At 70.6% G+C, this 25,163-nt stretch carries 18 protein-coding genes and 1 tRNA gene; 13 read left to right on the plus strand and 6 right to left on the minus strand.

The window, feature by feature from the left end; all coding sequences use genetic code 11:
- Window positions 1-44: 44 nt before the first annotated feature.
- From coaE to rpsA, 3 genes are all read right to left on the minus strand, one after another.
- Complete coding sequence (coaE, locus tag ACH4F2_RS16505; RefSeq protein ID WP_398133401.1) at window positions 45-650, minus strand: dephospho-CoA kinase; 606 nt, start codon at window positions 648-650, stop codon at window positions 45-47.
- A gap of 57 nt (window positions 651-707) precedes the next feature.
- Entirely contained in the window at window positions 708-1,646 is a 939-nt protein-coding gene (locus ACH4F2_RS16510) for a PAC2 family protein (RefSeq protein ID WP_398133402.1), read from the minus strand.
- Between the two features lie 269 nt (window positions 1,647-1,915).
- Window positions 1,916-3,424 carry a 30S ribosomal protein S1 gene (gene rpsA, locus ACH4F2_RS16515; protein ID WP_003976820.1) on the minus strand — a complete coding sequence of 503 codons (1,509 nt, stop codon included), beginning with the start codon at window positions 3,422-3,424 and terminating at the stop codon, window positions 1,916-1,918.
- 393 nt (window positions 3,425-3,817) lie between these two features.
- On the opposite strand from rpsA, the gene ACH4F2_RS16520 reads away from it, so the two are divergent.
- Together ACH4F2_RS16520 and ACH4F2_RS16525 are read left to right on the plus strand one after the other, a co-directional pair.
- Complete coding sequence (locus tag ACH4F2_RS16520; protein ID WP_398133517.1) at window positions 3,818-4,642, plus strand: class I SAM-dependent methyltransferase; 825 nt, start codon at window positions 3,818-3,820, stop codon at window positions 4,640-4,642.
- Between the two features lie 61 nt (window positions 4,643-4,703).
- Window positions 4,704-7,367 carry an ATP-dependent RNA helicase gene (locus tag ACH4F2_RS16525; RefSeq protein WP_398133403.1) on the plus strand — a complete coding sequence of 888 codons (2,664 nt, stop codon included), beginning with the start codon at window positions 4,704-4,706 and terminating at the stop codon, window positions 7,365-7,367.
- A 95-nt stretch (window positions 7,368-7,462) separates the two neighbouring features.
- Here the strand turns inward: ACH4F2_RS16525 and ACH4F2_RS16530 are convergent, their stop codons facing one another.
- The gene (locus tag ACH4F2_RS16530; RefSeq protein WP_398133404.1) at window positions 7,463-9,265 is read right to left on the minus strand and encodes a lytic murein transglycosylase; all 1,803 of its coding nucleotides are present in this window, start codon (window positions 9,263-9,265) and stop codon (window positions 7,463-7,465) included.
- A gap of 240 nt (window positions 9,266-9,505) precedes the next feature.
- Between ACH4F2_RS16530 and ACH4F2_RS16535 the strand changes: the two genes are divergently transcribed.
- Window positions 9,506-10,360 (plus strand): DUF4184 family protein, encoded by an 855-nt coding sequence (locus tag ACH4F2_RS16535; protein WP_398133405.1) that lies wholly within the window; start codon window positions 9,506-9,508, stop codon window positions 10,358-10,360.
- A 630-nt stretch (window positions 10,361-10,990) separates the two neighbouring features.
- Here the strand turns inward: ACH4F2_RS16535 and polA are convergent.
- Window positions 10,991-13,714 (minus strand): DNA polymerase I, encoded by a 2,724-nt coding sequence (polA, locus tag ACH4F2_RS16540; RefSeq protein ID WP_398133406.1) that lies wholly within the window; start codon window positions 13,712-13,714, stop codon window positions 10,991-10,993.
- Window positions 13,715-13,974: 260 nt separating this feature from the next.
- Here polA and ACH4F2_RS16545 point away from each other — a divergent pair, with 260 nt between their 5' ends.
- The 9 genes from ACH4F2_RS16545 (at window position 13,975) to ACH4F2_RS16585 (ending at window position 24,167) form a co-directional block, all read left to right on the plus strand.
- The gene (locus ACH4F2_RS16545) at window positions 13,975-16,254 is read left to right on the plus strand and encodes an FdhF/YdeP family oxidoreductase (RefSeq protein WP_398133407.1); all 2,280 of its coding nucleotides are present in this window, start codon (window positions 13,975-13,977) and stop codon (window positions 16,252-16,254) included.
- Window positions 16,255-16,336: 82 nt separating this feature from the next.
- A complete protein-coding gene (locus ACH4F2_RS16550) occupies window positions 16,337-16,825 on the plus strand; it encodes a PaaI family thioesterase (protein ID WP_398133408.1) in 489 nt (162 codons plus the stop codon).
- 152 nt (window positions 16,826-16,977) lie between these two features.
- Window positions 16,978-17,523, plus strand: coding sequence for a hypothetical protein (locus tag ACH4F2_RS16555; protein WP_398133409.1), 546 nt, complete (start codon window positions 16,978-16,980; stop codon window positions 17,521-17,523).
- Window positions 17,520-18,131 carry a Tat pathway signal sequence domain protein gene (locus ACH4F2_RS16560; protein WP_398133518.1) on the plus strand — a complete coding sequence of 204 codons (612 nt, stop codon included), beginning with the start codon at window positions 17,520-17,522 and terminating at the stop codon, window positions 18,129-18,131. The genes ACH4F2_RS16555 and ACH4F2_RS16560 overlap by 4 nt, the downstream gene beginning before the upstream one ends.
- A gap of 287 nt (window positions 18,132-18,418) precedes the next feature.
- Window positions 18,419-19,657: a branched-chain amino acid ABC transporter substrate-binding protein gene (locus ACH4F2_RS16565; protein WP_398133410.1), complete on the plus strand. Its 1,239-nt coding sequence runs from the start codon at window positions 18,419-18,421 to the stop codon at window positions 19,655-19,657.
- A 112-nt stretch (window positions 19,658-19,769) separates the two neighbouring features.
- Window positions 19,770-20,702: a branched-chain amino acid ABC transporter permease gene (locus ACH4F2_RS16570; protein ID WP_398133411.1), complete on the plus strand. Its 933-nt coding sequence runs from the start codon at window positions 19,770-19,772 to the stop codon at window positions 20,700-20,702.
- Between the two features lie 5 nt (window positions 20,703-20,707).
- Window positions 20,708-22,534: a branched-chain amino acid ABC transporter permease gene (locus ACH4F2_RS16575; protein WP_398133412.1), complete on the plus strand. Its 1,827-nt coding sequence runs from the start codon at window positions 20,708-20,710 to the stop codon at window positions 22,532-22,534.
- Between the two features lie 5 nt (window positions 22,535-22,539).
- Window positions 22,540-23,454, plus strand: a complete 915-nt coding sequence (locus ACH4F2_RS16580) for an ABC transporter ATP-binding protein (RefSeq protein WP_398133413.1) — start codon at window positions 22,540-22,542, stop codon at window positions 23,452-23,454.
- Window positions 23,451-24,167 (plus strand): ABC transporter ATP-binding protein, encoded by a 717-nt coding sequence (locus tag ACH4F2_RS16585; protein ID WP_398133414.1) that lies wholly within the window; start codon window positions 23,451-23,453, stop codon window positions 24,165-24,167. Before ACH4F2_RS16580 ends, ACH4F2_RS16585 begins: the two co-directional genes overlap by 4 nt.
- Before the next feature lie 76 nt (window positions 24,168-24,243).
- Here ACH4F2_RS16585 and ACH4F2_RS16590 read toward each other — a convergent pair whose 3' ends face one another.
- Window positions 24,244-24,900 (minus strand): ANTAR domain-containing response regulator, encoded by a 657-nt coding sequence (locus ACH4F2_RS16590; protein ID WP_398133415.1) that lies wholly within the window; start codon window positions 24,898-24,900, stop codon window positions 24,244-24,246.
- 98 nt (window positions 24,901-24,998) lie between these two features.
- Between ACH4F2_RS16590 and ACH4F2_RS16595 the strand changes: the two genes are divergently transcribed.
- Window positions 24,999-25,082, plus strand: a tRNA-Leu gene (locus tag ACH4F2_RS16595).
- Window positions 25,083-25,163 lie beyond the last annotated feature (81 nt).

Consider the following 25,163-nt stretch of genomic DNA (forward strand, 5'->3'; position numbering starts at 1 on the left):
GTCGCCGGATGGCAGTCCCTGGGCGTCCGGGTTCGACGCGCCGTTCAGCGCGGTGCGTGCGCTCGGCGGGTCAGTTCGGCCCACACCTCTCCGACGCGGGACCGCAGCTCGTCCAGTGGTACGTCGTTGTCGATGACCACGTCCGCGATCTGCCGCCGCTGCTCGCGCGTCGCCTGGGCGGCCATGCGCGCGCGGGCGTCCTGCTCGGTCATGCCGCGCAGCCGTACCAGCCGGTCGAGCTGGGTGGCGGGGTCGGCGTCCACGACGACCACGACGTCGTACAACGGTGCCAGGCCGTTCTCCGTGAGCAGGGGGACGTCGTGGACGACGACGGCGTCGTCCGAGGCGGCCTCCTCCAGGGCGCTGGAGCGGGCGCCGACCAGAGGGTGCACGATCGAGTTCAGCGAGGCCAGTTTCTCCGGGTCGGCGAACACGATCGACCCGAGTTTCGGCCGGTCCAGGCTGCCGTCCTCGGCGAGTACGTCCTCTCCGAACGCCTCCACGACCGCGGCGAGCCCCGTGGTCCCCGGCGCGACGACCTCGCGCGCGATCCGGTCCGCGTCGATCAGTACGGCGCCGTGTTCGACGAGCAGCCGCGACACCTCGCTCTTGCCGGCGCCGATTCCGCCGGTCAGGCCAACCTTCAGCATGAGCGGAAGCTTAGGGCCTGCCGGCGGTGGCCTGTCCCGCAGGCCGATGGGGTGGCGTCAGCCCTCGCCTTCCCGCTCCGCAAGGAATCGTTCGAACTCGCGGCCGATCTCGTCCGCCGAGGGGATCTCGACGGGCTCGGCGAGCATGTTGCCGCGGGTCTCGGCGCCCGCGGCGGCGTCGTACTGGTGCTCCAGGCCCTGCACGAGAGCGGTGAGTTCTTCGTCGCCTTCCTGGATCTGCCGGTCGATCTCCGTCTGGGTGCGGTGGGCGTCCGTGCGCAGGGAGTGTGCGATGCCGGGCAGGACCAGTCCGGTGGCCGCGGTGATCGACTCCAGGACGGTCAGCGCCGCGTCCGGGTAGGGGGAGCGGGCGATGTAGTGGGGCACGTGGGCGGCGACGCCCAGCACCTCGTGGCCGGCCTGCATGAGGCGGTACTCGACGAGCGCCTCGGCGCTGCCGGGGACCTGCGCCTCCTCGAAGGGACTGCGGTGGCCCGGCACCAGGTCGGTGCGGTTGCCGTGCGGGGTGATGCCGACGGGGCGGGTGTGCGGAACGCCCATGGGGATGCCGTGGAAGCTGACCGAGAGGCGGACGCCGAGCCGCTCGACGATCTGCTGCACGGCCGCGGCGAAGCGCTCCCACTCGACGTCCGGCTCAGGCCCCGAGAGCAGCAGGAAGGGCGCTCCGGTGGCGTCCTGGACGACCCGCACCTCGATGGTGGGTTCCTCGTAGTCCGTCCAGGAGTCCTGCTTGAAGGTCAGCAGCGGCCGGCGCGCCCGGTAGTCCACGAGTCGGTCGTGGTCGAAGCGGGCGACGACCTGGTGGGGCAGCGAGTCGAGGACCTGGTCGACGATCTGGTCGCCGGTCTCGCCGGCGTCGATGTATCCGTCGAAGTGGTAGAGCATGACCAGCCCCGCCGACTCCTGGGCGAGTGCCATGTCGACGACGGCCAAGCCCTTCGGCTCCCATGCGTACAAACCCTGCGGATCAAGCACAGTGACCGCTCCCCTCCTGGTGTTCGTACTGGACAACAAGGGTCCCGGCCCGGGCATTCCCCGTCCGTGCATCGAACAGGCGTCGAACAGGCGGAGGGTCGGGCGGGCGGAGCGGAGGGCGGGACGGCGAAGGTCGGGGCGGGCGGAAGCCGGGGTGGGCGGAAGTTCGGGTTGGGCGGAGGACACGCCGAGGGCCCGCACCCCGGGAAGGGTGCGGGCCCTCGGTTCACGAGCTACCGCTCGTTGATGAGCTCCTGCTCAGCCTGCGTTCAGCTCTGACCGCCGGCCAGCTTCTCGCGCAGCGCGGCAAGCGCCTCGTCCGACGCCAGGGCGCCGGAGTTGTCGCCGCCCTCGGAGGAGTACGAGCCGCCGCCGCCACCACCGGACGCGGCCGGAGCCGCACCCGCGGTGTCGACACCCTCGGCAGCGGCCTTCTCGTCCGCCTCGCGGGACTTGATGACCTGCGCCTGGTGCTGCTCGAAGCGGGTCTGCGCCTCGGCGTACTGGGTCTCCCACGCCTCGCGCTGGGTCTCGTAGCCCTCGAGCCAGTCGTTGGTCTCGGGGTCGAAGCCCTCGGGGTAGATGTAGTTGCCCTGGTCGTCGTACGACGCGGCCATGCCGTACAGGGTCGGGTCGAACTCGACCGTCGACGGGTCGGCACCGAAGGCCTCGTTGGCCTGCTTCAGCGAGAGGCTGATGCGACGGCGCTCGAGGTCGATGTCGATGACCTTGACGAAGATCTCGTCGTTGACCTGGACGACCTGCTCCGGGATCTCCACGTGGCGCTCGGCCAGCTCGGAGATGTGGACCAGACCCTCGATGCCCTCGTCCACGCGGACGAACGCACCGAACGGCACCAGCTTCGTGACCTTGCCGGGCACGACCTGGCCGATCTGGTGGGTGCGGGCGAACTGCTGCCACGGGTCTTCCTGGGTCGCCTTCAGCGACAGGGAGACACGCTCGCGGTCCATGTCGACGTCGAGGACCTCGACGGTGACTTCCTGGCCGACCTCGACAACCTCGGAGGGGTGGTCGATGTGCTTCCAGGACAGCTCGGAGACGTGGACCAGACCGTCGACGCCACCCAGGTCCACGAAGGCACCGAAGTTGACGATCGAGGAGACGACGCCGGAACGGACCTGACCCTTCTGGAGGGTCGTGAGGAACGTCTGGCGGACCTCGGACTGGGTCTGCTCCAGCCAGGCACGGCGGGACAGGACCACGTTGTTGCGGTTCTTGTCCAGCTCGATGATCTTCGCCTCGAGCTCCTTGCCCACGTAGGGCTGGAGGTCGCGGACACGGCGCATCTCGACCAGGGAGGCCGGGAGGAAGCCGCGGAGGCCGATGTCGAGGATGAGACCACCCTTGACGACCTCGATGACGGTACCGGTGACGATGCCGTCCTCTTCCTTGATCTTCTCGATGGTGCCCCAGGCCCGCTCGTACTGGGCGCGCTTCTTCGAGAGGATCAGGCGGCCTTCCTTGTCCTCCTTCTGGAGAACAAGGGCCTCGATCTCGTCACCGACGGCGACGACCTCGTTGGGGTCGACGTCGTGCTTGATCGAGAGCTCGCGGCTCGGGATGACACCTTCGGTCTTGTAACCGATGTCGAGCAGGACCTCGTCCCGGTCGACCTTCACGATGACGCCGTCGACGATGTCGCCGTCGTTGAAGTACTTGATCGTTTCGTCGATCGCGGCGAGGAAGGCTTCCTCGTTACCGATGTCGTTGACCGCAACCTGCGGGGTGGTGGCGGTGGTCTCGGTGCTGCTCGTCATGTGGGAAAGGGCTCCGGTACGGACATTGAAGTCGTAGGTACTGCTTACGCCGGGAGCCCGTTTCGCTCTGCAGAAGCCGGACAGCCAAGGAAGCGTCACCGGAAAACACGGATGACACCTCATGAACCGAGGGGACATACAACAGATGCGAGCGCGACCTGCTACGTCTGAGGTGCGCAGGCCCGCAGCGCAACTTGTAGCATACGGGGACAGCCGGGCAGGGTCAATGCGCGAAGCCGCACACCCGGGGCGGATCGTCGCATACCCGGCACAAAAGCCGTCTCCTGAGGCCACGTGGACCCCCGGACGTCCCTTTCGTGACACGCGGGACAGGCGGCGCGGAAGAGCCCGCAGACCAAGAAGAGCCCGCAGACTAGTACCAGGGAGCCGGTCATCCAAGAGCCCGAAGCATCCGAAGCCACAGGGGCCGAGCCCGAGGCCACCCGGCGTGTCGCCGGTGTCACGGAGAGCTCCCGCGCCAACCGCGGCTGGTGGGACCGGAACGCGGACGAGTACCAGGTCGAGCACGGCACCTTCCTCGGCGACGACCGCTTCGTGTGGTGTCCCGAGGGTCTGGACGAGGTGGAGGCCGAGCTGCTCGGCCCGCCGGAGGACCTGAAGGGCAAGGACGTCCTGGAGATCGGTGCCGGCGCCGCCCAGTGCTCGCGCTGGCTGATCGCCCAGGGTGCCCGGCCGGTGGCCCTGGACCTCTCCCACCGCCAGCTCCAGCACGCCCTGCGCATCGGCGGCGCCTTCCCTCTGGTCTGCGCCGACGCGACCGTGCTGCCCTTCGCGGACGGCTCCTTCGACCTGGCGTGCTCGGCGTACGGGGCGCTGCCCTTCGTCGCCGACCCGCGGCTGGTGCTGCGGGAGGTGCACCGGGTGCTGCGTCCCCGGGGCCGCTTCGTCTTCTCCGTGACGCATCCGCTGCGCTGGGCGTTCCCGGACGAGCCGGGCCCCGAGGGGCTGTCGGTGTCGGCCTCCTACTTCGACCGCACGCCGTACGTCGAGCAGGACGACGAGGGCCGCGCGGTGTACGTGGAGCACCACAGGACGCTCGGCGACCGCGTCCGGGACGTCGTGACGTCGGGGTTCCGGCTGGTGGACCTGGTGGAGCCGGAGTGGCCGGAGTGGAACACCTCCGAGTGGGGCGGCTGGTCGCCGCTGCGCGGGCAGCTCATCCCGGGGACGGCGATCTTCGTGTGCGAGCGGGACTGAGTCGGCCGGCGGTCGCACGCGCGCGCGATCGGTGGTTCCGCCGGCGTACGACACTGGGGGCGTGATCCGTTACGACGCCCTGGACGCCCTGCCCGTACGCGGTGCCCTGCCCGCTCTGCACGACGCCTTGGAGGGGCACGGCACCGCGGTGCTGGTCGCGCCGCCCGGCACCGGCAAGACGACGCTGGTGCCGCTCGCGCTGGCCGGACTGCTGGGCGAGGGGCCCGAGCGGCGCGTGGTCGTGGCCGAGCCGCGGCGGATCGCGGCGCGGGCGGCGGCCCGGCGCATGGCGTGGCTGCTGGGTGAGAGGCCCGGCGCGAGCGTCGGGTACACCGTGCGCGGGGAACGCGTCGTCGGACGGCACACGCGCGTGGAGGTCGTCACGACCGGTGTGCTGTTGCAGCGGCTCCAGCGGGACCAGGAGCTGACGGGCGTCGACGTGGTGGTGCTCGACGAGTGCCACGAGCGGCATCTGGACGCGGACACGACGGCGGCGTTCCTGTGGGACGTGCGACAGGCGCTGCGGCCGGAGCTTCGGCTGGTGGCCGCGTCGGCGACGACCGACGCGGAGGGCTGGGCCCGGCTGCTGGGCGGGGCGCCGGTCGTCGAGGCGCAGGGCGTGTCGTACCCCGTGGAGGTGGTGTGGGCGCCGCCGGCGCGTCCGGTACGGCCGCCGCACGGGATGCGGGTGGACCCGGCGCTGCTCGCGCACGTGGCGTCGGTGGTGCGGCGGGCGCTGGCCGAGCGGGACGGGGACGTGCTGTGCTTCCTGCCGGGCGTCGGGGAGATCACCCGGGTCGCCGGACAGCTGGGGAGCCTCGGGGATGTCGACGTGCTCCAGGTGCACGGGCGGGCGCCGGCGGCCGTGCAGGACGCGGTGCTGGTTCCCGGGGCGCGGCGCCGGGTGGTGCTGGCGACCTCGGTGGCCGAGTCGTCGCTGACGGTTCCGGGCGTGCGGGTGGTCGTGGACGCGGGGCTGGCGCGGGAGCCGCGGGTGGACCACGCGCGCGGGCTGAGCGCGCTGACGACGGTACGTGCCTCGCGGGCGGCGGCACGGCAGCGGGCCGGGCGGGCGGGGCGTGAGGCTCCGGGTGCGGTGTACCGCTGCTGGGCGGAGGCGGAGGACGCCCGTCTGCCGCGTTTCCCGGCGCCGGAGATCAAGGTGGCCGACCTGACGGCGTTCGCGTTGCAGGTGGCCTGCTGGGGTGACCCGGACGCGTCCGGGCTGGCGCTGCTCGATCCGCCGCCGGGCGGGGCGATGGCGGCGGCGCGGTCCGTGCTGACGGCCGTGGGCGCGGTGGATTCCGCCGGCCGGGCCACCGGGCGTGGCGTACGACTGGCCCGCCTGGGCCTGCATCCGCGGCTGGGGCGGGCACTGCTCGACGCGGGGGTGCCGGGCGCGGGGGCCTCCGGTGGGAGCGTCCGGGACGGAGGAACCTCGGACACCGGCACGGCGGACGGAGACATCTCGGGCGGGGGCGCCTCGGACGGGAGCACCTCGGACGGGAGCGCTTTCGGCAGGGAAGGCACGGCCGGTGCGGGCGGCCTCCGTGCGGGGACGTCGTACGCGGTGGCGGAGGTGGTCGCTCTGCTCAGTGAGGAGCCGCCGCGGGAGTACGGAGACGATCTGGCGTCCGCGCTGCGGGCCGCTCGGCGGGGCGGCGATGCCTACGGGACTCGGTGGCGGACCGAGGTGAGGCGACTGCGGGGCGCCGTGGGGCAGGGGGAAGGCCGGCGGGAGCCGGGCCTCGCCGAGGACGCTCTCGCCGGGCTGGTGGCCGCTCTGGCCTTCCCCGAACGGGTGGCCAGGAAGGACGGCGGTTCGTACCTGATGGCCTCCGGCACCCGGGCCGAGCTGTCGGATACGTCGGCGCTGCGGGGCGCTCCGTGGATCGCCGTCGCCGTGGCCGACCGGCCCGTGGGGAAGGGGCACGCGCGCGTGCAGCTCGGGGCGGTCGTCGACGAGGCGACGGCCCGGCTCGCGGCGGGGGCGCTGCTGGAGGAGCGGGACGAGGTGCGCTGGGGCGACGGTGACGTCGTGGCCCGGCGTGTCGAACGGCTCGGGGCCGTGGAGCTCGCGGTGCGGCCGCCGGCCGGCGCCGACCCCGCTCTCGTGCGGAACGCGCTGCTGGAGGGGCTGCGGCAGGAGGGGTTCGGGTTGCTGCGCTGGTCGGCCGACGCCGACGTGCTGCGCAAGCGGCTCGCCTTTCTGCGGCTGCGGCTCGGTGAGCCCTGGCCCGACGTCCGTGACGACGCGCTGCACGCGCGCGTGGACGAGTGGCTGGAACCCGAGCTGAGCCGGGCCCGGCGACGGGCCGACCTGGCGCGGATCGACGCCGGGCAGGCGCTGGCGCGGCTGCTGCCCTGGGCGGGTGGGGAGGCGGCGCGGCTCGACGAACTCGCCCCGGAGCGGATCGTCGTGCCCAGTGGATCCAGGATCCGGATCGACTACGACAACCCCGGGCAGCCGGTCCTCGCGGTGAAGTTGCAGGAGATGTTCGGGCTCCAGCACTCACCGGAGATCGCCGGGGTGCCGCTCCTGGTCCACCTCCTCTCCCCCGCCGGCCGTCCGGCCGCGGTCACCGCCGACCTGGCCTCCTTCTGGAAGGACGGCTACAACGGCGTACGGGCGGAGCTGCGCGGCCGGTATCCGAAGCATCCGTGGCCCGAGGACCCGGCCACGGCGGAGCCGACGCGGCACACGAAGGCCCGGCTCGGGAAGTGACGGCGTGACGGAGTGACGGAGTGACGACGTCCCGAGGGCGTCCCGCCGCCGCAGCGGAGGGGCGCCCTCGGCCGTCCGGACGGGAGCAGCAGGATCTACGCGTCGGGCTCGGTCGACGGCTCGGTGGAGGGGCTGGGCGAGGCGTCGGGCGACTCGGTGGACGGGCCCGGCGACGGCTCCGTCCCCGCCACCTTCAGACGGACGTCGAGCGTGGCGCCGCCCGCGGTGGTGAGGCGGAGCACGAACGTGCCGGTGGTGTCGTCCGCGTACAGTCTCGGCAGCTGCAGCAGGCCCTTGGCGCCGGTCTTCAGACCGGTCAGGGTGCGGACCGCCTTGCCGTCGGCGTCCTTGAAGTAGGGGCCCTTGTCGTTCTCGGCCGGGTCGAGCACCGACTTGACGAGCGTGGCGGTGACGGCGACCTTGTCCGCGGCTGCGCCCCGGTGTGTGGCCCGCACCTCGACCCGGTCGGCGAACTCGCCGCCCGGCGTGCACGTCAGGACGGTGTCGCCGGTGCGCGCGAGGGCGTCGGCGACGCGCTGGGTGACGGTGGCCTTGTAGTCGAGACCGGCGACGGTGCGGCCGACGACGGTGGCCCGCACGGTGAAACCGCCGGTCTCCTCACCCGCCACCAGCGAGGGCGCGACGGCCACGCCGGCGTCGTCGGTGGCGACGGCGGCGACCTTCTCGCCGCCGGTGAAGGTGGCGTCCGTGTCTCCCACGATGGTGAAGCGGATCCGTACCTTGCCGACGGCCTTCCCCGCCTTGGTCTCGGCGCGGGTGCTGATCTTCTCGGCGAACGTGTCGCCCGCGATCGCGGTGAGACCTGTGGTGCCGGCGTTCTCCAGGTGGTGCACCGTGTCGGTGGGGGTCGGGTTCTCGGACGGTGACCCGGGATCGGTCGGTGCGGACGGACCGGGGCTCGGGGAGCCGGTGCCGGGGTCCGAAGGCTTGGTGGGCGCGGTGGGGTCGACCGGATTCCCGGGGCTGGGCGTCTGCGTGCCCGGGGCCTGGGGGCCGGTGGTCGCGCCGGTTCCGCCGGGCGAGGGGCTGGGCACGGTCACGGGGTTGTCGTCGCTGCGGTCGACGGGCAGGGTGCCGGTGCCGTCCGGGATCTCGTGGGTGCCCTTGCGGTAGTGCTCCAGCCAGGACAGGACCGTACGCAGGTAGTCCTGCGAGTTGTTGTAGCTGAGTATGGCGCGGTCGAGGTCGGCCTGGGTGGACAGGTCCCAGTCGAAGCGGCACAGGTAGTGGCCGGCGGCGAGCGCGGCGTCGTAGATGTTGTTGGGGTCTGCCTTGCCGTCGGCGTTTCCGTCACGGCTCGCCCAGGCCCAGGTGGAGGGGATGAACTGCATGGGGCCGACGGCGTTGTCGTAGGTGCTGTTGCCGTCGTAGACGCCGTTGTCGGTGTCCTTGATGAGCGCGAAGCCGTTGCCGTCGAGCTGCGGGCCGATGATGGGGCTGGTGGTGGTGCCGTCGGCGCTGACTCGACCGCCGCGGGCCTGGCCCGACTCCACCTTGCCGATGGCGGCAAGGAGTTGCCACGGCAGATTGCAGCCGGGCTTGGACTGGCGCAGCGCCGACTCGGCCTTCTTGTAGGCGTCGAGGACGGTCGCGGGGATGCCCGCCTCGGCCGTGCCACGGGAGGCGGGGGTGCCGATGGTCGGTGCGGGGCTGGGGCTGTTGAGCGGCGGCAGGTCCGTGTAGTACGGCGAGTTGCCGGTGGCGCTCTCCGTGGGGGGCGTGTCGGACGCCGGCACGTTGTCGGCGGTGGTCTGTCTGCCGTGGGCGTCGGCCGTCACGTTGGGAGCCTGGGACGCGGACAGGGCCGCGACCGCGACCGCCGCCACGGTGGTGGTGACCGCCGCCTTGCGGAGTCTCCTGTCGAACTGCGCCGCCATAGAGTGAACCCCTCCCGTGGACGCGTGCGCGTCTGTCTCCGTCAGCCTTTCGGCTGTTCCGCCCGTTGTACCCGCCCTGTTGTGACGACCGGTCCGTGGCGATGGTTGCACCGCAACTTTCCGAGCATGGTGTTCGTCTGTCCGACCAGTACGGTGCCGCAGGCGACCCTACGACAACTTGCTTTGCACGGGCACCCGTTCGTGCCCGATATTCACCGGTTGGCCATAAGAGGAGTTTCGTTGCCCTTCACCCTCAGTCATGCGGCCGCCGTGCTGCCCGCCGTACGGGGCGACGGGACCGGCCGGGGGCGGCTGGTCCCGGCCGTGCTGGTGGCGGGCTCCTTCTCGCCCGACGTGACCTACTACGCGGCGAGTTTCCTGTCCGGGGCGATGGAGTTCGGGGATGTCACCCACTCCTTCCCGGGCGTCTTCACCACCGATGTGATCATCGCCTGGGCGCTTGTGGGCCTGTGGCTGCTGATCCGCGAGCCGCTGGTGGCCCTGTTGCCGCGGGCCCGGCAGTCACGCGCCGCCGCCCTGCTGCGCTGCGGGGCGCCACGCGCGCGCGTACGGCCGTCCCTCGTGGTGCGGTGGTACGCGTCGGCGGTGCTGGGGGCGCTGACGCACGTGGTGTGGGACGCGTTCACGCACCTCGACCGCTGGGGGATGCGGGTGTTCCCGGTCCTGGGCCGGGAGATCGCGGGCTCACCGCTGTACTGGTACCTCCAGTACGGCGGTTCCGCGGTGGCCGCGGTCGTCATCGCCGTGTTCCTGGTACGGGCACTGCGCCGGGTGCCCCGGGCCGAGCCGCCGGGCGTTCCGGTCCTCTCGGCGGGGGACCGGTGCTGGGCCTGGGCGGTGCTGGGCGGCTGCGCGGTGGCCGGGGCGGTGCAGCGGGCGACCCGGTGGTGGGACTCCTGGGGATCCGCCGCGAAGCCCTGGGAGCTGATCCCCACGGTGTGCTTCGGGGTGGGCGCGGGGCTCGTCCCGGGGCTGTTGCTGTACGCAGTGGGGGTCAGGGCGCTGCGTCGGGCTCCGGTCCCCGGAAGCCCGGAAGACGTCGGTACGGAGCCGGACCGCCGGGTCGCGCGCTGAGGGCGTCGGCCTTCGCGACGAACACGGTGAAGTTGTGTGCGGGGCGGGACCGCGGCAGCAGCGTGCGGGCGAGCGCCAGGTAGCCGCGGGCCAGGTCGGCCCACAGGCTCCAGGCTGGCGTCTCGCGCGGGGGCGCGGCGGCAGGGTCCCGGTGGGCGAGTCCGCGGCGGAGGCCGGCCGCGGTGCGGCGCAGGGCCGTCGTGAGAGTGACGGGAACGCGGCCGGTACTCGCGCCCGGCGCGACGACCGGAACCCGTAGGAAAGGCAGACGGGCGGGTCCGTCTGTGCTTGCCCGTGCCGGTGTCGTCCGGTGGTGGAGCATGCGTATACCCATGCCCGCATCCTCACGGGCGACAGGCGCGGGGGCGTTTCCTCGGGGGCCACCTGAGTGACGGGCCCGGCGGGGCGGGCGGGACCGCGGGAGCGGCGGCGTCGGCCGGCCGGCGACCGCATCCGACGCCCCGTGCCCCGGCCCAGCGACCGCGCCCGACGCCCCGTGCCCCGGCACGGCGAGTTCGCGCGGCGTGGGCCGCGGGGACGACGCGGGGCCGGAATCCCGCACCACTCCCCGGCCCCGTACCGCCCACCACCAAGCGCCACCGCCAACCGCCAACCGCCAACCGCCGGAGGCTAGTGCGCTGCCGACTCCCAGTCCGGGCCCACGCCCACCGAGACGCCCAAGGGCACCCTGAGCCGCACCGCGTCAGCCATTTCGCGGCGGACGAGTTCCTCCGCCGCCGCGCGCTCGCCGGGGGCGATCTCCAGGACGATTTCGTCGTGGACCTGGAGGAGCATGCGGGACCGCAGGCCGGCCTCGCGCAGCGCCTTGTCCACGTTGAGCATGGCGATCTTGACGATGTCGGCCGCCGTGCCCTGGATCGGGGCGTTCAGTGCCATGCGCTCGGCCGCCTCACGGCGCTGCCGGTTGTCGCTGTTGAGGTCGGGCAGGTACCGGCGGCGACCGAAGAGCGTCGCCGTGTAACCCGTCGCCCGTGCCTCGTCGACGACCCGGCGCAGATAGTCCCGTACCCCGCCGAACCGCTCGAAGTAGGCGTCCATCAGGCCACGGGCCTCGGCGGCCTCGATGTTCAGCTGCTGGGAGAGGCCGAAGGCCGACAGACCGTACGCCAGGCCGTACGACATGGCCTTGATCTTGCGGCGCATCTCCGCGTCGACCGCGGACTGCTCCACGGAGAAGACCTGCGCGGCGGCGGTGGTGTGCAGGTCCTCGCCGGAGGTGAACGCCTGGGTCAGGCCCTCGTCCTCGGACAGGTGGGCCATCACCCGCAGCTCGATCTGGCTGTAGTCGGCGGTCATCAGGGACTCGAAGCCCTCGCCGACGACGAAGCCACGGCGGATCGCGCGGCCCTCGTCGGTACGGACCGGGATGTTCTGCAGGTTGGGGTCCGTGGACGAGAGGCGGCCGGTCGCGGCGACCGTCTGGTTGAACGTGGTGTGGATACGGCCGTCCGCGGCGATCGTCTTGATCAGCCCCTCGACCGTGACGCGCAGCTTGGCCTGCTCACGGTGGCGGAGCATGATCACCGGCAGTTCGTTGTCGGTCTGGGCCGCCAGCCAGGCCAGGGCGTCGGCGTCGGTGGTGTAGCCGGTCTTGGTCTTCTTGGTCTTGGGGAGGTTCAGCTCGCCGAAGAGAACCTCCTGGAGCTGCTTGGGCGAGCCCAGGTTGAACTCGCGGCCGGCCGCCGCGTGCGCCTCCTTCACCGCCTGCTGCACGGCGCCCGCGAACATCTGCTCCATGGCCTCCAGGTGGGCGCGGTCTGCCGCGATGCCGTGCCGCTCCATACGGGCCAGCAGCGCGGACGTGGGCAGCTCCATGTCGCGCAGCAGGTCCGCGGCGCCGACGTCGGCCAGGCGGCCCTCGAAAGCCTCACCGAGGTCGAGGATGGCGCGGGCCTGCACCATCAGCGCCTCGGCCTCGGCGCCGTCGTCCGCGCCGAAGGCCAGCTGGCCGTCGGCCGCGGCGGCGGGGGCCAGCTCGCGGTGCAGGTACTCCAGGGACAGCGCGTCCAGGTCGAAGGAGCGGCGGCCCGGCTTGACCAGGTAGGCGGCGAGCGCGGTGTCCATGCCCACCCCGGCGACGCTCCAGCCGTGCTCGGCGAAGACGCGCATCGCGCCCTTCGCATTGTGGAAGACCTTCGGCCGGTCCGCGTCGGACAGCCAGGCCACGAGCGCCGTCTCGTCGGTTTCGTCCAACTCGGACGGCTCGAACCAGGCCGCCTTCCCGTCGGGCGCGGCGAGCGCGACCTCGGTGACCGAGCCGGTGCCCAGCGCCCAGGTGTCGACCGTGGCCACGCCGAGGGGCCGCGTGCCGTGCTCGGCGAGCCAGCCGGCCAGCTCACCCGTGCTCAGCACCGTGCCGTCCAGCTCCACGCCGTCCACCAGGACCGGTGTCTCCTCGGCCTCCTCCGCGCCGGGGTCGACGGCGTAGAGCCGCTCCCGCAGGGACGGGTTGCGGATCTCCAGGGTGTCCAGGATCACCGCGACGCCCTTGCGGTCGTACGCGGGCCGCTCCAGGTCACCGACCGTCTTCGGCAGCTCGACCCGCCGCTCCAGCTCGGTGAGCCGGCGGTTGAGCTTGACGGACTCCAGGTGGTCGCGGAGGTTCTGCCCGGCCTTGCCCTTGACCTCGTCGACGCGCTCGACCAGCTCCGCGAACGATCCGAACTGGTTGATCCACTTGGCGGCCGTCTTCTCGCCGACGCCCGGGATGCCCGGCAGGTTGTCGGACGGGTCGCCGCGCAGCGCCGCGAAGTCGGGGTACTGCGCGGGGGTCAGTCCGTACTTCTCGAAGACCTTCTCCGGAGTGAACCGGGTCAGCTCGGAGACGCCCTTGGTCGGATACAGGACCGTGGTGTGCTCGCTGACCAGCTGGAAGGAGTCCCGGTCGCCGGTGACGATCAGCACGTCGAAGCCCTCGGCCTCGGCCTGTGTGGCGAGCGTGGCGATCACGTCGTCCGCCTCGAAGCCCTCGACGGCGAACCGGGAGACGTGCATCGCGTCCAGGAGCTCGCCGATCAGCTCGACCTGGCCCTTGAACTCGTCCGGGGTCTTGGAGCGGTTCGCCTTGTACTCCGTGAACTCCTGAGACCGCCAGGTCTTGCGGGAGACGTCGAACGCCACCGCGAAGTGCGTGGGCGACTCGTCGCGCAACGTGTTGGCCAGCATCGACGCGAAACCGTAGATCGCGTTGGTCGGCTGGCCCGTCGCGGTCGTGAAGTTCTCCGCGGGCAGCGCGAAGAACGCGCGATACGCCAGCGAGTGCCCGTCCATGAGCATCAGCCGCGGACGGCCGCCGGAGGTGCTGTCGGTCTTCTTCGATGCTGTCTTCGCCACGACCCCGATCCTGCCACGTGCCACTGACACTCGGCCCCGCGCTCGCGCTCCCACGCCGTGACCGGGCCGAACCGCGGGACGGGCACCACCGCCCACCGCCTCCCGTCACCGCCGCCGGACGGGCACCACCACCCACCGCCTCCCGCCACCACCGCCGCAAACACTGCTCCCGCTCCCCGTCACGCCCGGCCGCCGTCGACGTCGGCGGGGCGTGCGAGGATCGGAGACGTACCTCACACGTGTACGCGAAGGAGCGCGCGATGGCCACCAAGCCGCCCAAGGGTGATCCGGTTCAGGACGCGCCGCAGGTCACGGACCCGCAGCACGCGGCGGCGGGTATCCCGGCCATCGGCCACACCCTGCGGATCGCGCAGCGGCAGATGGGCGTGAAGCGGACCGCGCTGACGCTGCTGAGCGTCAACCAGAAGGACGGCTTCGACTGCCCGGGCTGCGCCTGGCCGGAGCCGGACCACCGGCACAAGGCGGAGTTCTGCGAGAACGGCGCGAAGGCGGTGGCCGAGGAGGCCACCCTGCGCCGGGTCACCCCGGAGTTCTTCGCCGCGCACTCCGTGGCCGACCTCGCGACCCGCAGCGGCTACTGGCTGGGCCAGCAGGGACGGCTCACGCACCCGGTGTACCTCCCTGAGGGCGGCGAGCACTACGAGCCGGTCACCTGGGAGCGCGCCTTCGACATCGTCGCGGAGGAGATCGCCGCCCTGGACTCGCCCGACGAGTCGGTCTTCTACACCTCCGGGCGCACCAGCAACGAGGCCGCGTTCCTCTACCAGCTCTTCGCTCGCGAGCTCGGCACCAACAACCTGCCGGACTGCTCCAACATGTGCCACGAGTCGTCCGGCTCGGCCCTCGGCGAGACCATCGGCGTCGGCAAGGGCAGCGTCCTCCTGGAGGACCTCTACAAGTCCGACCTGATCATCGTGGCCGGCCAGAACCCCGGCACCAACCATCCGCGCATGCTCTCCGCCCTGGAGCGGGCCAAGGCGAACGGCGCGAGGATCATCAGCGTCAATCCCCTGCCCGAGGCCGGCCTGGAGCGCTTCAAGAACCCGCAGACCCCCAAGGGGCTCACCGCGGGCGCCGCCCTCACCGACCTGTTCCTGCAGATCCGCCTCGGCGGCGACCAGGCCCTGTTCCGGCTCCTCAACAAGCTGATCCTCCAGACGGAGGGCGCGGTCGACGAGGCCTTCGTCGAGGAACACACCCATGGCTACGAGGAGTTCGCCGAGGCCGCCCGCGCCGCCGACTGGGACGAGACGCTCACGGCGACCGGCCTCACCCGCGCGGAGATCGAGGAAGCCCTGCGCATGGTGCTCGCCTCCGAGCGCACCATCGTGTGCTGGGCGATGGGTCTGACCCAGCACAAGCACTCCGTGCCCACCATCCGCGAGGTCGTGAACTTCCTCCTCCTGCGCGGCAACATCGGCCGTCCCGGCGCGGGCGTCTGCCCGGTGCGCGGCCACTCCAACGTGCAGGGCGACCGCACCATGGGCATCTTCGAGCGCCCGGCGCCCGCGTTCCTGGACGCCCTGGAGAAGGAGTTCGGCTTCGCCCCGCCGCGCGAGCACGGCTACGACGTCGTACGCGCCATCCGCGCGCTGCGCGACGGCGACGCGAAGGTCTTCTTCGCCATGGGCGGCAACTTCGTCTCCGCGTCCCCCGACACAGAGGTCACCGAGGCGGCCATGCGCCGCGCCCGCCTCACCGTGCACGTGTCCACGAAGCTGAACCGCTCCCACGCCGTCACCGGCACACGTGCGCTCATCCTCCCCACCCTGGGCCGCACGGAGCGCGATCTCCAGGGCAGCGGCGAGCAGTTCGTCACCGTCGAGGACTCCATGGGCATGGTGCACGCCTCCCGCGGCCGGCTGGAGCCCGCGAGCACGCGCCTGCTGTCCGAGCCGGCGATCGTGTGCCGGCTGGCACGCCGCGTGCTGGGCGAGAGCAGCCGAACACCCTGGGAGGAGTTCGAGAAGGACTACGCCACGATCCGCGACCGCATCGCACGCGTCGTCCCCGGCTTCGAGGACTTCAACGCGCGCGTGGCGCACCCCGGGGGCTTCGCCCTTCCCCACGCGCCGCGCGACGAGCGCCGCTTCCCGACGGCCACCGGCAAGGCCAACTTCACCGCCGCGCCGGTCGAGTACCCCGAGCTGCCCGAGGGACGACTGCTGCTCCAGACACTGCGCTCGCACGACCAGTACAACACCACGATCTACGGCCTGGACGACCGCTACCGGGGTATCAGGAACGGCCGCCGGGTGGTCCTCGTCAACCCGGAGGACGCCCGGAAGCTGGACGTCCGGGACGGCTCGTACGTCGACCTGGTCAGCGAGTGGCAGGACGGGGTGGAGCGGCGGGCTCCCGGTTTCCGCGTCGTGCACTATCCGACGGCCCGGGGCTGCGCGGCGGCGTACTACCCGGAGACCAACGTCCTGGTGCCGCTGGACGCCACCGCGGACACCAGTAACACCCCGGCCAGCAAGTCCGTCGTCGTCCGTCTGGAACAATCGGCGACCGACTGAGCGTTTGCTCAGTCGAGCCGGCGGGCCCCACCGGGCCGGCCGGCGGATCGGACAGACGCAGCGACGAAACGGAGCCGGGCCCATGGGCGAGCAGCAGCAGGTGCAGTTCCCGCAGGAGGTCATCGACGAGTACGCCGCGTTCGGCGTCGACCTGCCGGCGCTCTTCTCCGCCGGGCACCTCGGGACACGCATGGGCGTCCAGATCCTCGAGGCCTCGGCCGACCGGGTCGTCGGCACCATGCCGGTGGAGGGCAACACCCAGCCGTACGGACTGCTGCACGGCGGCGCCTCCGCCGTACTGGCCGAGACGCTCGGCTCGGTCGGCTCGATGCTGCACGGCGGCAGCTCCAAGATCGCCGTCGGCGTCGACCTGAACTGCACCCACCACCGCGGGGCCCGCTCCGGGCTGGTCACCGGGGTGGCCACGCCGGTGCACCGGGGCCGGTCGACGGCGACGTACGAGATCGTGATCAGCGACGAGCAGGACCGGCGCGTGTGCACCGCCCGGCTGACCTGCCTGCTGCGGGACGTCAACCCCGGCGACGGAACTCGGGCGGGCGCGACGGGCTGAGCGGCGTACCACCGGACGCGGAAATCGCCCGGCAGACCCGGCAGACCCGGCAGACCCGGCGGTCTCACCGCCGAACGCCCCCCGGCCGCCCGCCCCTTTCGCTCCGCGGCCACGGCATTGCCGTCGGCCGCCCGGCGCTCTAGCGTCGGGGCATGGGACGGGGAGAGGCCCCCTGGCCGGGGGCGGCGGCTCGGCGATTCCGGTTCACGCCCGAATTACGCACCTGTGAACGGCACACGCCCGACCGGCGCACCTCCGAACGGCGCCCGCCCGACCGGCGCCCGCACAGGCGGGTCGCGCCCGCCCCGGTCGCGCTCGCCCTGGCGCTGACGGCCGCCGCCCTGGCGACCGCCTGCGTCAACTCCGGTACCGACAAGGCCGGTTCCGGTGCCGCCACCGAAGCGCCCGCGTCGGCGACGGGTCGACGGACTCCGCCCCCTGCGGAGTTGTGCGTGAGCGCCGTCGGCTACTGGGCACACGAGATGCTGCACGGCGGCGAGCCCTACGGCGACTACCAGTCGATGGGGCTGTCCAACCGGCAGTACGACATCCTCCGGGAGGTCATGGACGCCGCTCGGGCCACGAAGCGCGACCAGGGCGCCCGGGCCGCCGAGGAGCTGACCGGCCGCCGGGTGCGTGCGGCGTGCGTCGAGCAGTACCGCGACGGCGGTCCGAGCGACGGCCCGTGGCAGCGGTGAGCGGCACCGGCCCCCTCGAGCCGGGCGAGGGCACCCACGCCTGGGACGCCCCGGACGCCTCCGGGCTTCGCGGCCGGCCGCGCGGCCGTCTCGCCCGGCACTACGACCGCCACCGCCGGACCGCCCTCACCGCCGCCGCGGCACTCGCCCTCCTGGCGGGCGGCGGCTATCTGTACGCCGACCGGCCGCGGCAACCGCCGCCTCCCCCACCGCCACCTCCCTCCCAGGCGGTCGACCTCGACTACATGGACGCCGTTCCCGGCCCCGGCAACGCGGAGCCCGGCAGTTTCAGCTTCGCGGTGCGGCTGAGCGTGCGGTCCGGACCACCCGTCACCGTGACGCGGCTGGCCCAGCCCTACGCCGGTCTTTCGATGACGTCGTCCCCCGCCGCACCTTTCCGGACAAAGCCGCTTTCCGCCCGCAAGATCATTGTCACGCTCCGGGTGACGGAATGCGATGAAGCACCGCGGAATCCCGGACTCCCTTTTCTGGATGTAACGCTGCGTAATACGCGCGCAATAGAAGCCCACAGTTTCATCCTGGGGCAACGCTATGCACAACACCTCTCACAGGCCATCCGGGACGCTTGCGGCAACGATTCCAGGTAATCACCAAAACGCCTCAGACACCTGAACACACACCTGTGGTCCTGCGAGTTCTCACCATGCGGACAGGGCGAATCGGCCGGAATTCCGCCCTTCTTCGCTGCCAGTACCGCTCTGCATTACCCCGTGTCATAACAAGAGCGTCACAGCCTGAGTCAGACCCTCCTCCACCTTCCCCACACACGCTTAGAGTCACGGCCAGTCACCGCGCAGTCCGATTGTCACTTCGGCCCAGCGCTCGACTCGACCGCCTCCACGGGGAAGCGGCCGTGCCAGGGAAAGGACTGATCGTGCGTCAACGTTCGCTCATCGCCATCACCGCCGCTCTCGCGGCGGGGGCGCTCACCCTCACCGCCTGCGGCTCGCGCGACGACGACGGCGGCTCGGACTCCGGCAACGGCGGTGGCGGTGGCACCACCGTCGTCATCGGCGTCGACGCCCCGCTGACCGGCGACCTGTCCGCGCTGGGCCTCGGCATCAAGAACTCGGCGGACCTCGCCGCGAAGACTGCCAACAAGGACAAGTACGTCGAGGGCATCACCTTCAAGACCGAGGCCCTCGACGACCAGGGCCAGCCCTCCGTCGGCCAGCAGAACGCCACCCAGTTCGTCGCCGACAAGCAGGTCCTCGGCGTGGTCGGCCCGCTGAACTCCTCGGTCGGCGAGTCCATGCAGAAGGTCTTCGACACCGCGAAACTGGTCGAGGTCTCCCCCGCCAACACCGGCCCCTCCCTCACCCAGGGCCCCGACTGGCGCACCAAGAAGGTCCGCCAGTACGACTCGTACTTCCGCACCGCCACCACCGACGCCATCCAGGGCCCGTTCGCCGCGCAGTACGTCTACAACGACGCCAAGAAGAAGAAGGTCTTCGTCATCGACGACAAGAAGACCTACGGCGCAGGACTCGCCGGCACCTTCACCGAAGAGTTCAAGAAACTCGGTGGCCAGGTCGTCGGCACCGAGCACATCAACCCCGACACCAAGGACTTCGCCTCGGTGGCCACCAAGGTCAAGGCCTCCGGCGCCGACGTCGTCTACTACGGCGGCGAATACCCGCAGGCCGGCCCGCTCAGCAAGCAGATCAAGGAAGCCGGCGCCAAGATCCCGCTCGTCGGCGGCGACGGCATCAAGGACGACACCTTCATCAAGCTCGCCGGCTCCGCCAGCACCGGCGACCTGGCCACCTCGGTCGGCGCGCCCGTCGAGGAACTCGCCTCCGCCAAGAAGTTCGTCGCCGACTACAAGACGGAGGGCTACAAGGAGGACTACGCCGCCTACGGCGGCTACTCCTACGACTCCGCCTGGGCAATCATCGAAGCCGTCAAGAAGGTCGTCGAGGACAACGACGGCAAGCTTCCCGACGACGCCCGCGCCAAGGTCACCGAGGCCATGCAGAACGTCTCCTTCGACGGTGTGACCGGCAAGGTCTCCTTCGACGAGTTCGGTGACGCCACCAACAAGCAGCTCACCGTCTACTCCGTCGAGAACGGAGCCTTCAAGGCCGTCAAGTCCGGCACCTACACCGGCTGAACCACCCGCACCACAGCCCACGAGCCGCGCGGGGCGCTGTTCCACCAGCGCCCCGCGCGGACTCACATCCGGCCACATCCGTCGATAGTCCGAAAGTCTCGGAGGACATGCGGTGAACGAACTGCCGCAGCAGCTGGTCAACGGCCTGCTACTGGGATCCATGTACGGGTTGATCGCCATCGGCTACACAATGGTCTACGGCATCGTCCAGCTCATCAACTTCGCCCACGGCGAGATCTTCATGACCGGCGCCTTCGGCGCGCTCACGGTCTACATATACATCCTGCCCGACGGCACCTCCATGATGATCGCCCTGCCCCTGATGCTGCTCGGCGCCATGGCGGTCTCCGTCACCGTCGCCGTCGGGGCGGAACGGTTCGCCTACCGCCCCCTGCGCGGCGCCCCACGACTCGCGCCCCTCATCACCGCCATCGGCCTCTCCCTCGCCCTCCAGCAGGCGGTATGGGCCTGGTACCCGGACGCCAAGTCCGCGCGCACCTTCCCGCAGATCGACGGCGGCCCCTTCCACATCGGCGACGTCACCATCCAGACCGGCGACATCTTCCTGCTCCTCGCCGCCCCCGCCAGCATGGCCATCCTCGCCTACTTCGTGATGCGCACCCGCACCGGACGCGGCATGCAAGCCACCGCCCAGGACCCGGACACCGCGAAGCTGATGGGCGTCAACACCGACCGCATCATCGTGGTCGCCTTCGCCCTCGGCGCCGTGTTCGCCGCCGTCGGAGCCGTCGCCTACGGCCTCAAGTACGGCCAGATCGAGTTCAAGATGGGCTTCATCCTCGGTCTCAAGGCCTTCACCGCAGCCGTCCTCGGCGGCATCGGCAACATCTACGGCGCCATGATCGGCGGCGTGGTCCTCGGCGTCGCCGAAACCCTGGCCGCCGCCTACATCGCCGACATACCCGGCCTCGACAAATTCGGCAGCCAGACCTGGGCCGACGTCTGGGCCTTCATCCTCCTCATCCTCGTGCTGCTGTTCAGGCCACAGGGCCTCCTCGGCGAACGCGTTGCGGACAGGGCGTGACACCGATGACCACACAGACCACCGCTCAGAAGCCCTCCGGCCCCACCGCCGCCGGAGACACCACCGGCCTCATCGGCATCCCCGCGCCCATCGGCCGCGCCCTCGCCACCGGCGGCGGCATCCTCACCATCGTCTCCACCTTCCTCGCCTGGACCTGGACCGCCGAATTCCCCGGCGACCTCACCGTCTACGGCTACCCGGGCGGCCTCCAGGTGCTGGTGCTGGTCGCCGGCGCCCTCACCACCCTGTTCGGCCTTGCCTCGTACGGCATCAAGGGACTGCGCTGGCTCGTACCCGCCGGCGCCGACGCGGCCGTCAAATTCGCCGCCCTCGCCACCTTCACGACCACCTGGTACACGATCACCGCGATCAGCGCCCAACTCGGCGGCCTGGTCAACCTGGAACCCGGCGCCTACGTCGCCGCAGCCGCCACCCTGACCGCCCTCCTCGGCTCGCTCGCCCTGCCCTTCGAACGCCCCGAACCCGACCCGTTCGACCCCGACGACACCGGCTGGGAGCAGTTCAAGCACACCACCGCACACAACTGGCAGATCGTCAAAGCGGCGTTCGCCACCGGCACACCGCGACCCGCGCGCGCACTGCCCTCCTACGCCGAAATCCTGATCATCGTCGCCGTCCTCGCCATCGCCCTGCTGGTCTTCACCTACGGCATCGGCACCGAGTACGACGAACTCTTCGTCGGCTTCCTGATCGTCGCCGGGTTCGGCTTCACCGCCGTGCACCGGTCCGGCCTGATCGCCCAGATCACGGTCATCACCGCCCGACACCAGAACATCACCGTCTGCGGCGCGTTCATCGCCGCGGCATGCTTCCCCTTCACCCAGTCCGACGACCAGTACGCCACCCTCGGCGTCTACATCCTCATCTTCGCCACCGTCGCCCTCGGCCTCAACATCGTCGTCGGCCTCGCGGGCCTCCTCGACCTCGGATACGTCGCCTTCCTCGGCGTCGGCGCCTACGCCGCCGCACTGGTCTCCGGATCGCCCAGCTCACCGTTCGACGTCCACTTCCCCTTCTGGGCCGCGGTCATCGTCGGCGCCCTGGCATCCCTGGTCTTCGGCGTCCTCATCGGCGCCCCGACCCTGCGGCTGCGCGGCGACTACCTCGCCATCGTCACTCTCGGCTTCGGCGAGATCTTCCGCATCACCGCCAACAACCTGGACGGCACCTCGGGTCCGGACCTCACCAACGGCTCCAACGGCGTCTCGTCCATCCCCGACCTCAACATCCTCGGCTTCGACCTCGGCGTCCAGCACGACATCGCCGGCTTCACCATCGGCCGGTTCGCCAACTACTTCTTCCTGATGCTCATCATCACGGCCGTCGTCGTCCTCGTCTTCCGACGCAGCGGCGACTCCCGCATCGGCCGAGCCTGGGTCGCCATCCGCGAAGACGAAACCGCCGCCCTCGCCATGGGCATCAACGGCTTCCGCGTCAAACTCATCGCCTTCGCCGTCGGCGCCACCCTCGCCGGCCTCGCCGGCACCGTACAAGCACACGTCACCTACACCGTCACCCCCGAGCAGTACCTCTTCGCCGGCACCACCCCACCCAACTCCGCCTTCCTCCTCGCCGCGGTGGTACTCGGCGGCATGGGCACCATCGCAGGCCCCCTCATCGGCGCCTCGCTGCTCTTCCTGATCCCCAACAAGCTCCAGTTCCTCGGCGACTACCAGCTTTTCGCCTTCGGACTCGCACTCGTCCTCCTCATGCGCTTCCGACCCGAAGGCCTCATCGCCAACAGGCGCCGCAAGCTGGAATTCCACGAAGAAGCCGAAGCACCGACCACCCTGAGCAAGACAGGGGCCTGACCACCATGACCACCGACACCACCACCAAGGACACCCCGGGCACACCCACCCCCGGCACCCCCGTCCTCGACGCCCGCGGCGTCACCATGCGCTTCGGCGGCCTCACCGCCGTCAACGGCGTCGACCTCACCGTCAACAGCGGCGAGATCGTCGGCCTCATCGGACCCAACGGCGCCGGCAAAACCACCTTCTTCAACTGCCTCACCGGCCTATACATCCCCACCGAAGGCGAAGTCCGCTACCAAGACCAAATCCTGCCCGCCAAATCCTTCAAAGTCACCGCCGCCGGCATCGCACGCACCTTCCAGAACATCCGCCTCTTCGGCAACATGACCGTCCTGGAAAACGTCCTCGTCGGCCGCCACACCCGAACCAAAGAAGGCTTCTGGTCAGCCGTCCTGCGCGGCCCGGGCTTCCACAAAGCCGAAGCCGCCAGCCGCGAACGCGCCACAGAACTCCTCGAGTTCATAGGCCTCGCCGCCAAAGCCGACCACCTCGCACGAAACCTGCCCTACGGCGAACAACGCAAGCTGGAAATCGCCCGCGCCCTCGCCAGCGAACCCGGCCTGCTCCTCCTGGACGAACCGACGGCCGGCATGAACCCCCAGGAGACCCGGGCCACCGAAGAACTCGTCTTCGCCATCCGCGACATGGGCATCGCCGTCCTCGTCATCGAGCACGACATGCGCTTCATCTTCAACCTCTGCGACCGCGTCGCCGTCCTCGTCCAAGGCGAAAAACTCATCGAAGGCGACAGCGCCACCGTCCAGGGCGACGAACGCGTCATCGCCGCCTACCTCGGCGAACCCCTCGCAAACGACCCCGGCGCCGCCGAGGCCGCCGAAGTGGAAGCCGCCGAAGCCCACGCCCAGGCCGACACCACCAAGAACACCGCGGCCGGCAAGGAGAACGACCGATGACCGCACTCCTCGAGGTCGAAGACCTCCGCGTCGCCTACGGCAAGATCGAAGCCGTCAAAGGCATCTCCTTCAAAGTCGACGCCGGAGAAGTGGTCACCCTCATCGGCACCAACGGCGCCGGCAAAACCACCACCCTCCGCACCCTCTCCGGCCTCCTCAAACCAGTCGGCGGCCAAATCAAATTCGGCGGCAAATCACTCAAGAAAATCCCCGCACACCAAATCGTCTCCCTCGGACTCGCCCACTCCCCCGAAGGACGACACATCTTCCCCCGCATGACCATCGAGGACAACCTCCGCCTCGGCGCCTTCCTGCGCAGCGACAGACCCGGCATCGAAAAAGACATCCAACGCGCCTACGACCTCTTCCCCATCCTCGGCGAACGCAGAAAACAAGCCGCAGGCACCCTCTCCGGCGGCGAACAGCAAATGCTCGCCATGGGCCGCGCCCTGATGTCCCAACCCAAACTGCTCATGCTCGACGAACCCTCCATGGGCCTCTCACCCATCATGATGCAGAAGATCATGTCGACCATCGCCGAACTGAAATCCCAAGGCACCACCATCCTGCTCGTCGAACAGAACGCCCAAGCCGCCCTCTCCCTGGCCGACCACGGCCACGTCATGGAAGTCGGCAACATCGTCCTGACCGGCAGCGGACAAGACCTCCTCCACGACGAATCCGTCCGCAAGGCCTACCTCGGCGAAGACTGACCCGAACCGGCCGACCGCACGACGAGGCCCGCGCCCCCCACAGGGACGCGGGCCTCGTTCGTACCCCTCGGCAGGTTCAGCCCTTGGACGCCTTCTTCTCCTCCGCGTCCTCGATGACCGCCTCGGCCACCTGCTGCATCGACATCCGACGGTCCATCGACGTCTTCTGGATCCACCGGAACGCCGCCGGCTCCGTCAGCCCGTACTCCGTCTGAAGCACCGACTTCGCCCGGTCCACCAGCTTCCGCGTCTCCAGCCGCAGACTCAGGTCCGCGACCTCCTTCTCCAACGCCTTCAGCTCCGTGAACCGCGACACGGCCATCTCGATCGCCGGCACGACATCACTCTTGCTGAACGGCTTCACGAGATACGCCATCGCACCCGCGTCCCGCGCCCGCTCCACCAGGTCGCGCTGCGAGAACGCGGTCAGCATCAGCACCGGCGCGATGCTCTCCTCGGCGATCTTCTCCGCCGCGGAGATGCCGTCCAGCTTGGGCATCTTCACATCGAGGATCACCAGGTCGGGCTTGTGCTCCCGGGCCAGCTCCACGGCCTGCTCACCGTCACCGGCCTCACCGACGACGGAGTACCCCTCCTCCTCCAGCATCTCTTTGAGATCGAGCCGGATCAGGGCCTCGTCCTCGGCGATGACGACACGGGTCGTCAGCGGAGGAACGTGCGACTTCTCGTCTTCGGGCACGTCGGCGGGCTGGGGCGACTCGGGGGCGGTCACGTGGGCGCTCCTTGTTCCGGGGCAGGCAGTACTGCTGACAAGAGCCTACCTAGCTGCGGCGGCCTAGGGTGAACCGGTACACTCCTGAAGGCTGACCGGCCGGGTTGGCGGAACTGGCATACGCGGATGTCTCAAACACATCTGTTCGAAAGGACATACGGGTTCGAGTCCCGTACCCGGCACAGACGGCAAAAGCGGAGGATCACGTTCTCGTGATCCTCCGCTTTCTGCTGCACGCCGCGTCCCCGCCTTGACGCACCGTA

Source organism: Streptomyces sp. NPDC017890, from assembly GCF_044328675.1.
In the GTDB taxonomy this organism is placed as follows: Bacteria; Actinomycetota; Actinomycetes; order Streptomycetales; family Streptomycetaceae; genus Streptomyces.

Bases quoted from the DNA above. Each gene is read 5' to 3' on its own strand.
- coaE (WP_398133401.1), bottom strand. From the start codon at position 650: ATGCTGAAGGTTGGCCTGACCGGCGGAATCGGCGCCGGCAAGAGCGAG.
- rpsA (WP_003976820.1), bottom strand. From the start codon at position 3,424: ATGACGAGCAGCACCGAGACCACCGCCACCACCCCGCAGGTTGCGGTC.
- ACH4F2_RS16530 (WP_398133404.1), bottom strand. From the start codon at position 9,265: ATGGCGGCGCAGTTCGACAGGAGACTCCGCAAGGCGGCGGTCACCACC.
- ACH4F2_RS16545 (WP_398133407.1), top strand. From the start codon at position 13,975: ATGGCCACCAAGCCGCCCAAGGGTGATCCGGTTCAGGACGCGCCGCAG.
- ACH4F2_RS16550 (WP_398133408.1), top strand. From the start codon at position 16,337: ATGGGCGAGCAGCAGCAGGTGCAGTTCCCGCAGGAGGTCATCGACGAG.
- ACH4F2_RS16555 (WP_398133409.1), top strand. From the start codon at position 16,978: ATGGGACGGGGAGAGGCCCCCTGGCCGGGGGCGGCGGCTCGGCGATTC.
- ACH4F2_RS16575 (WP_398133412.1), top strand. From the start codon at position 20,708: ATGACCACACAGACCACCGCTCAGAAGCCCTCCGGCCCCACCGCCGCC.
- ACH4F2_RS16580 (WP_398133413.1), top strand. From the start codon at position 22,540: ATGACCACCGACACCACCACCAAGGACACCCCGGGCACACCCACCCCC.
- ACH4F2_RS16585 (WP_398133414.1), top strand. From the start codon at position 23,451: ATGACCGCACTCCTCGAGGTCGAAGACCTCCGCGTCGCCTACGGCAAG.